11 protein-coding genes are annotated in these 14,507 nt (G+C 48.7%); 5 read left to right on the forward strand and 6 right to left on the reverse strand.

The window, feature by feature from the left end:
• On the reverse strand, window positions 1-876 hold the full coding sequence (locus tag L2713_RS18625; RefSeq protein WP_248968910.1) for an HlyD family secretion protein: 876 nt from the start codon (window positions 874-876) through the stop codon (window positions 1-3).
• A gap of 11 nt (window positions 877-887) precedes the next feature.
• Window positions 888-1,100, reverse strand: a complete 213-nt coding sequence (locus L2713_RS18630; protein ID WP_248968911.1) for a DUF1656 domain-containing protein — start codon at window positions 1,098-1,100, stop codon at window positions 888-890.
• Window positions 1,101-1,449: 349 nt separating this feature from the next.
• Here L2713_RS18630 and L2713_RS18635 point away from each other — a divergent pair, with 349 nt between their 5' ends.
• The 4 genes from L2713_RS18635 (at window position 1,450) to L2713_RS18650 (ending at window position 5,733) form a co-directional block, all read left to right on the forward strand.
• Entirely contained in the window at window positions 1,450-2,967 is a 1,518-nt protein-coding gene (locus L2713_RS18635) for a M20 family peptidase (protein WP_248968912.1), read from the forward strand.
• A gap of 118 nt (window positions 2,968-3,085) precedes the next feature.
• Window positions 3,086-3,700 (forward strand): DUF3299 domain-containing protein, encoded by a 615-nt coding sequence (locus L2713_RS18640; RefSeq protein WP_248968913.1) that lies wholly within the window; start codon window positions 3,086-3,088, stop codon window positions 3,698-3,700.
• A gap of 169 nt (window positions 3,701-3,869) precedes the next feature.
• Window positions 3,870-4,748: a pyridoxal kinase gene (gene pdxY, locus L2713_RS18645; RefSeq protein WP_248968914.1), complete on the forward strand. Its 879-nt coding sequence runs from the start codon at window positions 3,870-3,872 to the stop codon at window positions 4,746-4,748.
• Window positions 4,749-4,830: 82 nt separating this feature from the next.
• Window positions 4,831-5,733, forward strand: a complete 903-nt coding sequence (locus L2713_RS18650; RefSeq protein WP_248968915.1) for a LysR family transcriptional regulator — start codon at window positions 4,831-4,833, stop codon at window positions 5,731-5,733.
• Window positions 5,734-5,930: 197 nt separating this feature from the next.
• Here L2713_RS18650 and L2713_RS18655 read toward each other — a convergent pair whose 3' ends face one another.
• On the reverse strand, window positions 5,931-7,319 hold the full coding sequence (locus L2713_RS18655; RefSeq protein WP_248968916.1) for an SLC13 family permease: 1,389 nt from the start codon (window positions 7,317-7,319) through the stop codon (window positions 5,931-5,933).
• Between the two features lie 79 nt (window positions 7,320-7,398).
• Here L2713_RS18655 and L2713_RS18660 point away from each other — a divergent pair, with 79 nt between their 5' ends.
• Window positions 7,399-8,235 (forward strand): AraC family transcriptional regulator, encoded by an 837-nt coding sequence (locus L2713_RS18660; RefSeq protein ID WP_248968917.1) that lies wholly within the window; start codon window positions 7,399-7,401, stop codon window positions 8,233-8,235.
• On the opposite strand, the gene L2713_RS18665 is transcribed toward L2713_RS18660, so the two are convergent.
• The 3 genes from L2713_RS18665 to L2713_RS18675 all read right to left on the reverse strand — a co-directional run bounded on the left by L2713_RS18665 (window position 8,222) and on the right by L2713_RS18675 (window position 13,870).
• Window positions 8,222-9,364, reverse strand: coding sequence for a hypothetical protein (locus L2713_RS18665; protein WP_248968918.1), 1,143 nt, complete (start codon window positions 9,362-9,364; stop codon window positions 8,222-8,224). The two genes, L2713_RS18660 and L2713_RS18665, sit on opposite strands and share 14 nt — an antisense overlap.
• 264 nt (window positions 9,365-9,628) lie before the next feature.
• Window positions 9,629-12,145, reverse strand: a complete 2,517-nt coding sequence (locus tag L2713_RS18670) for a glucan 1,4-alpha-glucosidase (protein WP_248968919.1) — start codon at window positions 12,143-12,145, stop codon at window positions 9,629-9,631.
• Between the two features lie 129 nt (window positions 12,146-12,274).
• Entirely contained in the window at window positions 12,275-13,870 is a 1,596-nt protein-coding gene (locus tag L2713_RS18675) for an MFS transporter (RefSeq protein ID WP_248968920.1), read from the reverse strand.
• Between the last annotated feature and the right edge of the window lie 637 nt (window positions 13,871-14,507).

The following is a 14,507-nucleotide window of genomic DNA, read 5'->3' on the forward strand; positions in this document are numbered from 1 at the left end:
TTAATGCTCGACTGATTGTTTGATGACTTTGATTGAGGCCGTCATGCCTACGCGCAGTTGAAAATCGGTGGGAAGCGCCTTGAACGTGACCTTGACCGGAATACGCTGTGCCAAACGGATCCATTGGAAATTAGGATTGATGTTAGGTAACAGTTCGTTGCCTTTCAGGCCATCTTGTTTAGCAATACCAAAGCCAATGCTTTGTACTTGCGCGTCAAACACCCGATCAGAATCCATCAACAGCGTCACGAAGGCCTTATCATTGGGGGCAACACCTTCAAGATCGGTTTCCTTAAAGTAGCCTTCTACCCAAAAACTATTCGCGTCGATAAGCGCAACCACGGGCGTATTGGCCATCGCATGTGAGCCGATACGAAGGTTAAAGCTGGTCAGGAAACCATCGGTCGGGGCATACACTTTGGTGTACTGTAAATTCAATTTTGCCTCTTCGACACCAGCTCGCGCCAGTTCAAGGCTGGCCCGGGCCGATGTCACTGTATTACTGAGATTATTGAGTGTGAGCACTGGCACTGAGCCGGGAGTGCGCTTTTGCAAATCGTTGGCGCGCTTGTCCTCATTCAAGGCTCTTTCAAGCACGGCCTGTTCCTGCGACTGTGAAGCCATGGCTTTGTGATAGGCCGCCTGATAGAGGCTATCGTCGATTTCAAACAGTAGCTCGCCTTCTTTGACATGGCTGTTGTCTTCCACATAGATATGAGTGATTTGACCTGTGACCCGAGGTGTAATGGAAATGATATGGGCGTTCACTCGACCGTCCCGCGTCCACGGATGTTGATTGTAGATCTGGTAAAAATGGGCGATGACGCTGCCAGCACCCAGTAATAGCAGTAATGTGATGAAGTAACGTTTAAACATGATGGCTTACCTTAAAAAACATAAATGAATTGGCTAATAGCGCCGCAGAAGATAATTGTCAGGCTGATTTCGGCTAACACAGGATGACCGACGTAACGATAAAAACCTGTTTTGACGATGATTTTTGTCACCAATAGGGTAAAACCATAGGCGAGCGTGACGACAAGGAGGAGCGGCGGGAGATAAATCTCGCCAAACGCGAGTTCGTGGGGTACGGTGTACATAATGCACCTCTTAAATGTTTGTTGCTTAAGAGGATAAAGTGGCAAAAACAGAATCAATAATCACATATGTAGGATGCCACCCATCAAATACCCGATTAAGTCTGTCTTGTGCTGAGAAGAAGGGCACTTTTTTGGATTATTCCTTTACTCAAGGAAAAATCGCTCTTAAAGGAGAAGTCATTAAGTGTCGGTTTCGATGGGGTGTGGGGAACAAGCCAAGGATCATCGCCTGTGGCCTATGTAGGGTGCAATCCTTCAAATGCGATTGGTTTGACGTGAAAATTTTGATGATACTGAGCCCATCAACACGAAATGTAATCCAATCTCTCGTTAATGAAGGAAACTCGTTATGACAAAGCAATCAATCATCTTTACCTGTATCGCCTCTGCGCTTGCACTGTCAGCCAGTACTTTTGCAGTAGAAAACCAAGATTTCAGTTCAATGCAGATGAAAGGCATTGAGAAGGTCGAAGTTAAAGTCGATCTCGACGGCGCGGCTCAGCGTCTCTCACAGGCGGTGCAGTTCCCAACTATCTCTAACCAAGACCGCAGCGATTTTGATGAAAAAGCATTTAATGATTATCACGACTTTTTGGTTAAGTCGTACCCATTAGTGCACAAAACCTTAAAGCGTGAGCTGGTTGGCTCACCCCGTCCATTTAGCTTGATTTACACATGGGAAGGTAAAAATCCTGCATTAGCACCAGCAGTGTTTATGGCGCACCAAGATGTGGTTCCAGTGGCGGCAGAGTCGCGTGATCAATGGAAAGTTGACCCGTTCTCCGGTGCCATTAAAGATGGTTATATTTGGGGCCGCGGTTCATTAGACGACAAAAACCAAATCCAAGCGATTTTAGAAGCGGCAGAAATGAAGATCAAAGAAGGCTTCCAACCCGATCGCACTATCCTGTTTGTCTTCGGTCATGATGAAGAGGTGGGTGGCCCCGAAGGCGCTAAACATGCGGCGGATATTATTGAGCAACGTTATGACAAAATTGCCTTTGTGATTGACGAATCTGCACCGCTGATCCCCGGCGTATTCCCAGGTATTCGCGAAAACACCGCGCTGATTGGGATTGCCCAAAAGGGATATGTCAGTCTTGAGATTGCCATTAATGGTATGGGAGGGCACTCATCACAACCACCCGTAGAGTCGAATATTGTGGCACTGGCCAAAGCGGTTGAGAAGGTTGAGGCGGCGCAGTTCCCCTACAAGATACATGATGCAATTCGTTACCAGTATCGCTTTATGGGGCCTGAGTTACCCGAATCGCAGCAGCCCATGTATAAGGCCGTGGCTTATGGTAACAATGATAGTGTGAGTGAACTTGAGAAGAAGTTTATGGAAGTGATGTCGCAAAACCAAGTGACGCGCGCCATGCTGCATACCACGACTGCCGTGACCATGTTTAACGCGGGGATTAAAGATAACGTGTTGCCGCCAGCGGCAACGGCGGTTGTGAACTTTAGACCTATGCCTGGGGATACGCCTGAAGTGATTATCGAGCACGTGAAAAAAGCCATTAACGATGACCGTATCAGCATTCGTGATATTTCGGCCTCAACACCTGCAACCAATGTGGCGGATCCCAATGGTGGTGGTTATAAATTGCTTGAGAAGACTATCCGTCAAACCTGGGGTAACGATCTGATTGTGTCACCTTTCTTTGTGATTGGTGGTTCGGACTCTAAACACTTCCAAGCCCGTGATTTTGCGCCAGATGTGTACACTATTACCGCATTACAGTTGGAGAACGTTAAGGAGTTTGAAGGTTTCCATGGCGTGAACGAACGTATTCTTGTTGAAGAGTATGGCCGCTCAATTGGTTTCTTCTACCAACTGATGGATAACTTAACGAACCTATAAGACACAAGCTCACATCCAGACAGTGAGGTGGCTACAACAACGCAGCCACCCACTGTTTTTACTCGCTAAAGTACTTTCGTAAGATCCGCACAATCTCATCCTCTCGGAGATGAAACCGATGAAACACTTCATTTTATTGATGGCGCTCCTGACATCATCCTGGGTTAATGCCACAGAAATCCTCACGTGGGATGTGCTTAAGCCTAATCCTTCCCAGCAACAAGCTTTATCTGCGAGCGATAAAGCCTTGGTCAGCGAGATCCATTTGTATGAACTTGCACAGCAGTCTCGCCAGTTAAGCCAACTCGAGTACGATGGCTATATTCAGCGGATAGCACTGGCAGAAAAACGAGGCCTAGATGTTAAAGAAGCCGTAGCGCAAATGGTGCTCGGTGAGCAAGATGCGACCGCGGCGATCCCAGCGCTTGAAGTGAATGATATGCAGCTACGCGGTTATCTCATTCCACTCGAACATCAAGGCCTTATTGGCAATCAATTTGTGTTAGTGCCTTCAGCCGGTGCCTGCACCCATACACCGCCGCCACCCGCAAATCAAACGGTATTGGTTGAGATCCCTAAGGGCTATCAGTTACATGGCCTTTATACGCCAGTGTGGGTTAAGGGCAATATTCGGGCCGAGCCTATCAATACTTCGGTTGCGCTGTCCGATGGGTATCAGGCGTTGCAGGCTGGATATGTGATAGATGCAACGGCGATCCTTGATTATCACTAACACAGCTTAAAATGGGTGAGGGAGAGAGTGTTGAATCCCGTTCTTGCCTTATCAAATGTTTACTGGCGCGATTGTGCTGTTTATCGTCAAGACAATATCCACTGGGATAGAGCAGCGAATAACCCGAGCCATTTTTTGATGTGTACTCTCAGAGGTTAAAAGATTTTCGATGGAAGGCATTATTTCTATTCAGTCCAACTTAGTCTACGGACACGGGGGCAACAGCGCGGCGGTTTTTCCTGTTCAACGTATGGGGCTTGAGATCTGGCCAATCAATACTGCGCAATACTCTAACCATAGCCAATACCAGCAAGGTTGGACCGGGCGTTGTTATCCTGCAAGCGATATCAGAGAACTACTGCATGGGCTGGGCAATATTGAGCTACTGGCTCATTGCAAAGCCATTATCTCGGGCCATCAAGCGAGCGTGGCGCAATGCATCGCGGTCAAAGAAGCCGTGATGCAGGTAAAGTCCCAAAGTGCGGCGGCGCTTTATGTGTGCGATCCCTCACTAGATGAAAGTTATCAGAAAATGGATAGCGAACAAGCAGTTAGTCAGCACCTGTTAACTGAGCTTATGCCGATGGCCGACGTGATTGTTGCTAATCTTTCTGAGCTGGTGCAATTCACCCATTGTCAGATTGAGACTGTCGCGCAAGCGGTGAATGCCTGTAAACAAGCTTTAGCTTTAGGGCCTAAGATGGTGCTACTGAAAAACCTGAGATTTATCGATGACACGAGTTATAGCATGATGTTAGTGACGGCTAAAACTGCCTATCTAAGCCAGCGGCCCTTGCTTAGGTTTGAGGTGATACCTGCGGGGATCCGCGAATTGCTCACGGCGATCTTTACCGCTTGTTTAGTAAAACAGATGTCGCCCGCGGCGGCATTGCGACATACCAATAATGCCGTTTACGGCGTGCTGGAACTCACGCAGGATAATGGCAGTCTGGAGCTTGAAACCATCGGTGGCCAGTATGAGTTTGTTGAGCCAACCCATGATTTCGCGCTGAAAAAATTGCAATTTTCGTCTAACTCACAAAATTGAACTGATATCTAGTTGATTTCTCTGGTTTACCAATCTTTATCGGTGCTATCTTTATTTCACTGATGAGGGTGCAGGGAACACTATGAATTTTAGTCTTGAACAACTGCTGGCATTTGTCACTGTGTATGAACACTTATCCTTTAGTAAAGCGGCGGTAAAGCTCAACAAGCACAGAACTACGATAGGACAGGTGATCACTAATCTTGAAGATCAGCTCGCCGTGACCTTGTTCGAGCGTATTGGCCGCTCCGTTGAGCCGACGGAAGACGGCCATCTTCTGTATCATTACGCCAAGCAAGCGATTGAACAGGCCAGAGTGTTCGATAAAATTGCGCTCAGTTTGTCATACGGTGAACTTGAGCGAGTGGTGATTGCTTACCCAAGCTTTATTCCCCATCAAGCGCTCTATCTTATCCGTAAACAGTTAGTGCAGGATTTCCCAACATTGCGAGTCGAGTTTTTGGTACGTGACCGTGCGGCGATCAAGCATGGCATTGTGGATGGTTCGATTCACTTTGGCATAGTGAACATCCATGATAGTACGGCTATTCATAGCATGGATACGGCATTTCTTGGTCATGTGGAATTTCTGCCTTACGTACAAGAAGGCGGAAAGTTCGCCTCGATGGAACCTGCAATCGTCGGCGATCTGTTAAAAACCGAGCGCCAATTTATTTTAAAGTCGCTGGTGGATGAGGGCCTAGGGGATAAATTTGTATTGTCGGCGAATAACGAACAGGTTGACCAACTGGCGCTGATCATCAAGATGATCAAGGAAGGGCTCGGCTGGGCATGGCTACCCAAGGCGCTGTCAGAATCTCAGTTCGCGTTGGATGGTGTGGTGCCCGTCAACTCCGACATGTTGTTTGAAGGGCTTAAGTTACCCATCTCACTCTGGTGTCCACACTCAAAGAGCGTGAAAAATATCAAGGCTTCAATCATCAAAGCCATCGCCGATCACGTAAAAAAGTATCACTTAACCTAGTTCGTAACTAATAATGCACGCAGTTAATAGACGACTAAAGGGCTTACTTAGGGGCGGATCCTCAGTAAGCCCTTGCGTAGGCTGCGGTGTTATCTGTTCAACTGTTTAACTATTGTGTGCTGCTTAGGCGTTTACATCGCTCACGCCGTATGAATTCCTTTGCGAATAATGTTCAGCAACTTAGGGTTTGATGCGTGTTAGCTTATCCAGCCCAATAACTGCCACCAGAGGTAGTCCAGCGGCATCAGCACTAGTAAGGTGATCAGCGCTAAGGGTAAGGTGACTTTCAGCAGATGGGCGAGGGACTCCTGAGATAATTGCATCGCCAAAATCAGCGGCGGCGCTTGATAGGGGAAAATCACCGTCGAAAAGCCGATCACTTGGGTCATCAAAACTGCAGGGAGAGAAAACCCTGTCGCATTCGCCAAGTCGGCAGCCATCGGGGTTAATACCGTAGGCACACCAGGCACGGTTGCCACTAATCCGGTTAAGGTCGATATCAGTGATAAGGACATAAAGTTGAGGAAAGAGGCGCCTTGTGACAAGGGAAGGTATTGGCTGAATACTTGACCGAGTTCGCTGCCAAGCCCAGATTGATTGACTAAGACGCCTAGCCCGAGTGCAGCGGCAACAAAGATAACCGTTGAAAAATCAACTGACTGATTAAAACGCTTTGGTTCAATAATGCCCCATTTCGGCAGTAAGAGGATAATCGCGGTCGTTAGCCCCACCCATGCAGGATTGATCCCGTGCCATGAGTCAGTTATCCAAAATAACAGGGTGATGATGAGTAACACCCCGAGTTTAACTTGCTTGACCACGTCATACGCTTCGATATCCGTCGCTGCCGCCATCTGGGTTTTATCTATCTTGGCCGGAAACAAATACACCACGAGTGCCACTATGATGGCCGATTTGAGCAGACCCAAAATCGGAAAGTGCAGAAACAGATATTCTGCATAGCCAAAATGCACGTTAAACAGATTTTCACTCGCACCAGCCAAAATCATATTTGGAATATTGGCGGGCAGTACCGCAAGGCTTGGCATATTACAGGCGAGTGCTAGGGCGGTGGCTATGCCTATTCTACCATTGCTGCCACGGCTAAACCCGAGCTGCTCGGCCAAGGCCATGCCGATGGGCAGCATCACAACCGCGCGCCCCACGGAGGATGGCATCACAAATCCCAATAGCATCGCGCTGATGACCAATCCTGCAATCATGCGTGGATAACTCATGGTTAACGCGGGGGCGATAAGGGCGGCGAGGCGGCGACTTAATCCCGACTCTGAAATGGCGCTACCAATGACAAAGCCAGAGATAATTAACCACACCGCCGCCGAACCGAATCCCGAGAACAACGCACTGGGATCGATCAGCTTGAAAATGGTGGCCAGGGCAAAAAAGATCAGCCCAGCCATAAAGGGCGGAATAAAACCCGTGCTCCAAAACAGCAGGGTGATGAGTACGACCGATGCGCTGTAGGAAAAAAGGGTGGGATGCTGCTTGAGTGGAAACATAGCCAACAAAACGGCGACGAGCATGGCGCTAAAGATCAACCATTTTTTAATACTTAACTTATCCATAGGGGATCACCTTAATATTGCGGGCATTGATATTGCGGCCTAAGATAGCCCAGTTGATATGGCGTTTTAAGGTGGCAACGTGTCAGATGTTATTTCCAAAGCGACAATGTTGGCGCCCAGCCAATTTGCGTTCACGTTAGACGCAAATCGTCCCGTATTGAGTAATGCGCGCAATCTCGAGGCCGAAATGGGCGTTGAACCCCATTCTCACCCTCGGGGGCAGTTACTTTGGGCGGCAAAAGGGATTTTACGGGTACAGAGCGACAATGCGGTTTGGGTGGTGCCATCGACCCATGCCGTGTGGCTCCCCAGTGGTTGCCGGCATCAAATTAACTGTGAAACCCATGCCCATCTTCGCAACTTGTATATTGATCCCAGTTATCGCGTAAGAGTGCAGGACACGCAGGTGGTGATGGTTACCATGACGCCGCTAATGCGGGAAATGGTGCTGAAGCTATGTCAAAGCACCTCGATGGAACCCGCAAAGTATTTCCGCTTGGGTTTAAGTGCCATTGACGAGCTAGATACACTCGACAGTGTGAATACCTATTTGAATGCGGGCTCGGATCCGCGTCTTGGCCGAGTGATCCAACTGTTGATCAAAAAACCGCAGGCGGAATATACCTTGGCCGAATTAGCCCAAGGCGCGGGGGCGAGTATCAGAACCATAGAACGACTCTTTAAAGCCGAAACCGGACAGACCTATAGACAATGGCGCCAAAGGTACCGATTACTCAACTCCCTTGAGCGGTTAACCCAAGGGGAGAGCACGACGGGCGTGGCCCATAGTCTGGGGTATTTGAGTGTCAGTAGCTTTAGCGCAGCATTTAAAGCCCTATTTGGTTGCACGCCTCAGGAATACGCCCAAAAAAGCGTGCAAGCCACAGCCCTAAGCCACGGGCCTACAGCAGTCTAGTGATGAGTTGGACTCTTTGTGGCTCAAGCTCATTCAAACCTTGTTGATAGCGGTCTAATGGTGGAATGCTCGAGCAGAGGACAAATTTACCTAGCGGGTTATACATAAACTGGCCGACGACAGCGATAGACAAATGGGCGGGGCAATCTTGCAGAGGTGTTGTACCATCTAAAATTGCCGCGTAGCGATTCGCTGTGTCTTGAGGTTGCATTAACGGCGTCAGTAACCATTGCGTCACTGTTGTGCTGATATCTTCATCATCAATTGTCTGTAATGCTTTGGTCATGCCTGTAAAGTAATACCATTCTCCCGCTTTCGTGCTATCAAACGACATCACCGCTGACGGAATAGGCATTTGCCAGCTAACGGGAATAGCGCTGTTGAGTTGAGCGTGTGGTAATTGCTTCAAGACTAATTCGCCAAATTTCATATTTGTTGTGATGCCGTTTTGACTAACGGTTTTTATTAGCAGCACATGGGTGTTGGCGGCTACGCGTTGCCAAAACAACATATCTTGATTAATCACATCGGCAATCTGCTGCGCAGACATGGTTTGAGCGTGAGCCAGTAAATCGATGAAGTAGAGTTTTTGTGCCGTGAGCAGATGTGAAAGTGACGGAGAAGACAAAAAGACATTAAATTGGCTGCCTTCTTGCCAAGTATCTAACTGAATTAATGTTTTATAACGCGCGATTAATTCGGCGTTTGTTACGAGGAGTTCGTCAAAAGGCGTTTGTTCTGTCAGTACAGGGAGACAACTGGACAAAAAGTCATCACGATTAATGCACTCGTTGAATGGTGTTTGCGGTTTATCTATACGCGTTGTGTTTAGCGTTGGGGAACGCTCCAAAATGCCAAGCTGTTGTATGGTTTTGAGTCGAGAAATCCCGGCATCCATCGGTGAGGTACCACTATTCACATCAAAGCCCAGCGCATAGAGATAGGCATTCTGAGCTTGGTTATTCGCTAATGCCTTATCACTCTTTTGAATTTCGTCTAGGTAGGCTTTAGCCTGCTCTGAAGCTGGGCTATCTTTCATGTTGATGGCGACAAGGATCAGATAAAGACTCACTGGCACCAAGAATAGCGTGAGCAAAATCCATTTGATTGCGGTTTTTAAATGTTTCATCAAAACTCCACTTTTCGATAAATTAACAAAATCGCAAATAGATTAACATTTGAGCCAGCTTCTGTAAGTCAATTTTTTATTTAAACAACTGCAATAAAAACAAGTATTCACGTAAAAATCAGAGAATACCTTTACTGTGCATAAATGGATGATGTGGGCGAATTGAAGGAATTAATTCGGTGCTGAATGATATGCCACTTGTGATCATAAAGCCCGCAAAACTGAGGTTTTGCGGGCTTTATTCATTGGTATCAGCCTTAAAAACTATTTCAACGCTTCTGGGACGATAGGGTAGTTATCCCAGACTCGACCATCGCTCATTGAACGCACCAGCTTGATATATTCAGCGTGGGTCCAGGCGAGCGGGGTGGCGGAGTTAGTGCCTTGGCCGAGTTGATATTGGTAACGTGTGGCGTTACCCACACCGTCCCACGCTTGTTCGGGGAGCATTAGACCCGCGTTGGCGAAGGTTTCCATCCCTTGCACATAGGTATTGATAAGCTGCTGTTTGGTTTGCTGCGCGTGAGCACCGCTTAGCTCTCCCTTCGCGCTGGCGAGGGCCAATTCAAAATGGCCACGCTCACCGGTGAAGAAGGGCCAGACGCGGCCGCGTTGGTTGTCGCTATTACTGCCTGATTCGGCGTAGTTTGCACCAGTGAGGGTATCTTCACCGTAGCCATCGTTACCGTATCGTCTAAACCCAGGAACACTGCTGCCATCTTTTGCAGTAAAGTTGTATTTGAGGCGTAAATTGTCCTCAAGCTCAGTATTATCCACCAGCGTTAGGCTTTGATTAATCAGCTTATCGGTGGCGCCACGCACGCCGTAGCGCACCAACTCTAAAAAGCCGCCATCGAGGATCTGACGTTGATCTAATCCCGCACGACCATTATTGGCGGCGAGTTGCTCGGCGGTGTTTGGCTCACCGTTGGGGCTTAATCGCAGATAATAAGGCGCTTTAATGCCTTGGCTATCGGTAAGCAAACCTTGAGTCGTCACTAAGTGTTTTTCAAGTTGTTGATTAAGCATTTTGGCGGTTGCGAGATAACGCTGACTGGCATCGCTATCGTTTACTGCCTTGGCAATATCACTCGCGGCCACTAAGCCTGCGATCACTGCGGCCGTGGTGGAAGGCGAATAACCAGCTTGTTCTTCCCAACGTTCTTGCTGGGTTTTCGGTGGCGTAATTTGCGTGTGATTCCAGTCAAGATTCACCTCACCGCCGCTAACTAAAAAGTCCGCCGCGGCTTTTAGCATCTCTTGATACCAATGGCTCAGTTCCGCTTGACTCAGCACGCCTGCCTGCCAGAGTTTCCAGCCGAGCATGATCGGCATCGCCGTTTGGTCGAGCTGTACGCCCACCCATTCGATTTGGCCATCCACATGAGTCTTTTGTAAAAACCAACCGGGCGTGCCGCTATAGCCTGGAGTTTTGTCACTCACTTGCACCTTTTTAAGGTACTCAAAGGCGACTTTAGGCGTTTGCGTATCGCCCATGGCGAGAAATGCCATGGCGCACTGGTAAAAGTCACGGGGCCAAACGGCTTTGTAACCCGTGCTGGGTGTGACAGCAGGGACAGTATCGCCCCAAGGATTAGAAAGCGACGCGATAAGGGCGCCCGCGTAGGTTTTATCTTCCTGCGCCTTAAGTACCATGGCACTGGTATACAGCAGCTTGCCATTATCTGTGGTGCTTTGCGCCATATCAGGCATCGCGGGTAGCGATTGTAAATAACTGTGCCAACCGGCGTTGTATTGGCTCAGCACAGCGTCATACCCCGCCGTTAAGCTGGCGTTGGCATTGGCTAAACTGCTGGCTTCATCATGGCCAAAACCAATCGCCAAATTCACATTAAGAGGTTGATTCGCTTGGAGTGCAGGATAACTGGCGGTAAAAGCAATGTTGCCTTGAGTAGGCTTTTCGGCGCTGCTGGTGGCCTGATACAGGGTATCGAGCTTGCCGTTATCGGCTAAATCGGTCAAACCGTCGGATACACCGACAAAGCCCGTAGTCGCCTGCGTAAAATCGATATCCGATTTCACTGTCATTACGCTGCTGTGTGGGTCAGCGGTGCGAGCGATAAGGGCTTGATGATCGATTCTGCCAATATCATTCGCGCCCGCATTATCGATATGGGGGTTAACGTATAAATGCGGTGTGATGCCTGCTTCAAAGGCGGTAAACGTCACGCGCATCATCAGCGTATCGCGGTCGGGATCGGTAAAGATATGTTTTTCTATCTGATACTTACCTTCAACATCGCGATTGATAATCTTATAGGCCAAGGATTGTGGGCGGCCATTGGCATCGGTATCTAAGTATTCAATGCTACTGATAGTGTTGTCTTTTTCGGTATCGACAAAGCCATTGCCTGTGATCACAAATTGCAACTCTTTGAGCTGAGCGTTGTGAATAAGGCCGTACATGGTCTCGGTTAAAATCCCCTGTGCGACGGAGAACCACACTCGGCTAATGGGATTTTGGATGCTGTCTTGGTATTGCCCCTGAGTATAAGGCTCATAGGAGGTGCCGATACCGGTTTTGCCGGAAAACGCCCAAGTTGGGGCTTTGCCGGGGGCGCCGGGGGCTATTTGTGCGTCGGTGGCTTTGGTGACGGTTGGTGTTGATGTATCTGCATTGGGGGCCGAGGGTGAGTAGCCCGTTAAACTGGCAACGCCGATAAGGCTTGCGGCAATTGCGAGCGCAATCGGCTTACGGCTTAAGTTACAGCGGTCTGAAAAGCTGCGAGCTTGCTGCGAAGGTACTGTTGTCGATGCCATATTTATCAAAATCTCCCCAATCTATAGATGGTGCTAATTGCGATTTATTCTTGTTGTAAGCTATGTGGCCATGCGTCTTGGCGTTTAGTTGCTAAAACGCCAAGGGGGCCGAGTTGTAGGATCTGCGATTTACGCTTGAGAGTGCTGAGTATTCGGTTGCTCAACAAAGAGCACGGCAATCCCAGCGCAGAGCATCAGGACGCCGCCAGTGATCAGGGCATAGATGGGCTGACCATCAAATAATCCATTAAGAATTAAGCCTAAAACACTGGCTGCGAGCAGCTGTGGGATCACGATAAAGAAGTTAAAAATCCCCATATACACGCCCATCTTTTTCGGCGGCAAGGCGCCAGATAACATGGCGTAGGGCACGGAGAGAATCGAGGCCCAGGCGATACCTACGCCAATCATGGGTAGCCATAACAGACTGGGATCTTTGATAAAATAGAAACTGATCAACCCAAACCCGCCGCAGAACATATTAAAGGTGTGAGTCAGTTTGATGCCGATGCGTTTAGCAAGCAGTGGGATAAACAGGGCCGCAATGGCCGAAAATCCATTGTAGGAGGCGAACAGTACGCCCACCCAATCGGCACCATCGTTATAGGCCTTAGACAACACATCGCTGCTGCCAAAATGGTAGGACGTCACCGCTGAGGTGGTGTAAATCCACATCGCAAAGAGCGCGAACCAAGAGAAAAACTGCACTATGGCTAACTGATGCATGGCCTTAGGCATATGGAATAAATCATCGACCACATTAAAGACAATGCCCAGTTGCGCGCGCTGTGAGGGCGCTGATTTGCCTAAACGGAGGGCGCAGTATAGTTGCAATGGGCCAAAGGCAAAAATCCCTAAGGTTAAAATATACAGCTGCTTATCTAAATCCTGTGTCCACACCGCAAGCGTCAGTAGTGCGCCTACGGCCATCCAAACGATAGCGGCAAATTGATAATTCTTGTGGGTGCGTGTGCGATGTTGTTGCTCATCTATGCCTGCGTCAGCATTGCCATGGAAGGCGGCAAGTTCATCGGGGGAATATTCTTTGGTGGACACAACAGTCCAAGCCACGCTAAGAAACAGCACGGCGCCCCCAAAATAGAAGGCATAACGCACCGAGTCGGCTATTTCGCCCGCGGGCGCGGTATTGGCGACAGCAAAGAAGTTACTGAGAATATAGGGCAGGGCCGAGGCCACAACCGCGCCGATGCCGATAAAAAAGCTTTGCATAGCATAGCCTTGGGTGCGCTGCTTGGGAGGTAAATTATCCCCCACAAAGGCACGGAAGGGTTCCATGGCGATATTGATTGAGGCATCCATAATCCACAGCATGCCCGCGGCAATCCACAACGTAGGGGAATGCGGCATCACAAAAATGGCGAGAGTCGTACAAATGGCGCCGATTAAAAAATACGGCCGGCGGCGACCTAAGCGCCCCCAAGTGTTATCGCTCAGATAACCAATAATAGGTTGAACCAGCAGACCGGTTAACGGTGCGGCAATCCACAGGATAGGAATATCATCGATAGAGGCGCCAAGGGTTTGGAAAATTCGGCTGACGTTGGCATTTTGCAGCGCAAAACCGAATTGGATCCCCAAAAAGCCGAAGCACATATTGAAGATTTGCCAGAAATTCAGCTCGGGTTGCACCCTATGCACGGCGCGCTGCGCCACCTTGGGCGAGAAATTCTCTAATGGGGTAACCGTTTGTTGATCCGCGGACATGCAACTTCCCTTCAGTAGCGGGCAGCGGGGCTGCCTTGAGTCATTTATCGTTATAATGTGTGGCCTATTCAATGGCCTTTGCTCAGTTTTACGCGTGTTGTGCTAGCTTCCCAAACGTGCATCAGCGCTTGGCCGTGTGGGTGAAAAAATGGCGAATATACCTCTCCCTCAGAAGCATATTCGCCAATAAATTCATTTTCATACTCAATGATGCAAATGCTCAATAGCAGAAAAGAACCTAAGCCTGACAGCTATCCTCAAAGGCAACCACCAGAAACGACCTCACAGTGTTCAACCCCACAAGCAGAGGGTGAAACTAGCGAATTTATAGTAGCCGCAGCGCTGATTGACGCACAACCGCTTACATACGTATTCATCATTCCTTGATAACCCTATCGAAACAGCCCTGTAACTAATAGTGTGTGGATTTTACGTGAGGCGTGGATGGGTTTAAACCCTCGATTTATCCAGTTCTCACATCGGTGGGGGGAGTTCAGAACCTTGCTCCATGGATCACTCGCGCTGTGATGGGGGGCTATGCATTCAATCCACTCAGATCAGTGGGTAAGTACATGGATCATCTTTCAGTTTAATCAACAGACTCATCTTTATAGGCTATTGATAGCGAACGCATAAT

This window comes from Shewanella seohaensis (assembly GCF_023283775.1).
GTDB classification, from domain to species: Bacteria; Pseudomonadota; Gammaproteobacteria; order Enterobacterales; family Shewanellaceae; genus Shewanella; species Shewanella seohaensis.

Excerpts from the sequence above, each read along its gene's own strand:
- L2713_RS18640 (WP_248968913.1), top strand. The coding sequence starts at position 3,086 with ATGAAACACTTCATTTTATTGATGGCGCTCCTGACATCATCCTGGGTT.
- L2713_RS18650 (WP_248968915.1), top strand. The coding sequence starts at position 4,831 with ATGAATTTTAGTCTTGAACAACTGCTGGCATTTGTCACTGTGTATGAA.
- L2713_RS18675 (WP_248968920.1), bottom strand. The coding sequence starts at position 13,870 with ATGTCCGCGGATCAACAAACGGTTACCCCATTAGAGAATTTCTCGCCC.
- L2713_RS18625 (WP_248968910.1), bottom strand. The coding sequence starts at position 876 with ATGTTTAAACGTTACTTCATCACATTACTGCTATTACTGGGTGCTGGC.
- pdxY (WP_248968914.1), top strand. The coding sequence starts at position 3,870 with ATGGAAGGCATTATTTCTATTCAGTCCAACTTAGTCTACGGACACGGG.
- L2713_RS18630 (WP_248968911.1), bottom strand. The coding sequence starts at position 1,100 with ATGTACACCGTACCCCACGAACTCGCGTTTGGCGAGATTTATCTCCCG.
- L2713_RS18665 (WP_248968918.1), bottom strand. The coding sequence starts at position 9,364 with ATGAAACATTTAAAAACCGCAATCAAATGGATTTTGCTCACGCTATTC.
- L2713_RS18655 (WP_248968916.1), bottom strand. The coding sequence starts at position 7,319 with ATGGATAAGTTAAGTATTAAAAAATGGTTGATCTTTAGCGCCATGCTC.
- L2713_RS18635 (WP_248968912.1), top strand. The coding sequence starts at position 1,450 with ATGACAAAGCAATCAATCATCTTTACCTGTATCGCCTCTGCGCTTGCA.
- L2713_RS18670 (WP_248968919.1), bottom strand. The coding sequence starts at position 12,145 with ATGGCATCGACAACAGTACCTTCGCAGCAAGCTCGCAGCTTTTCAGAC.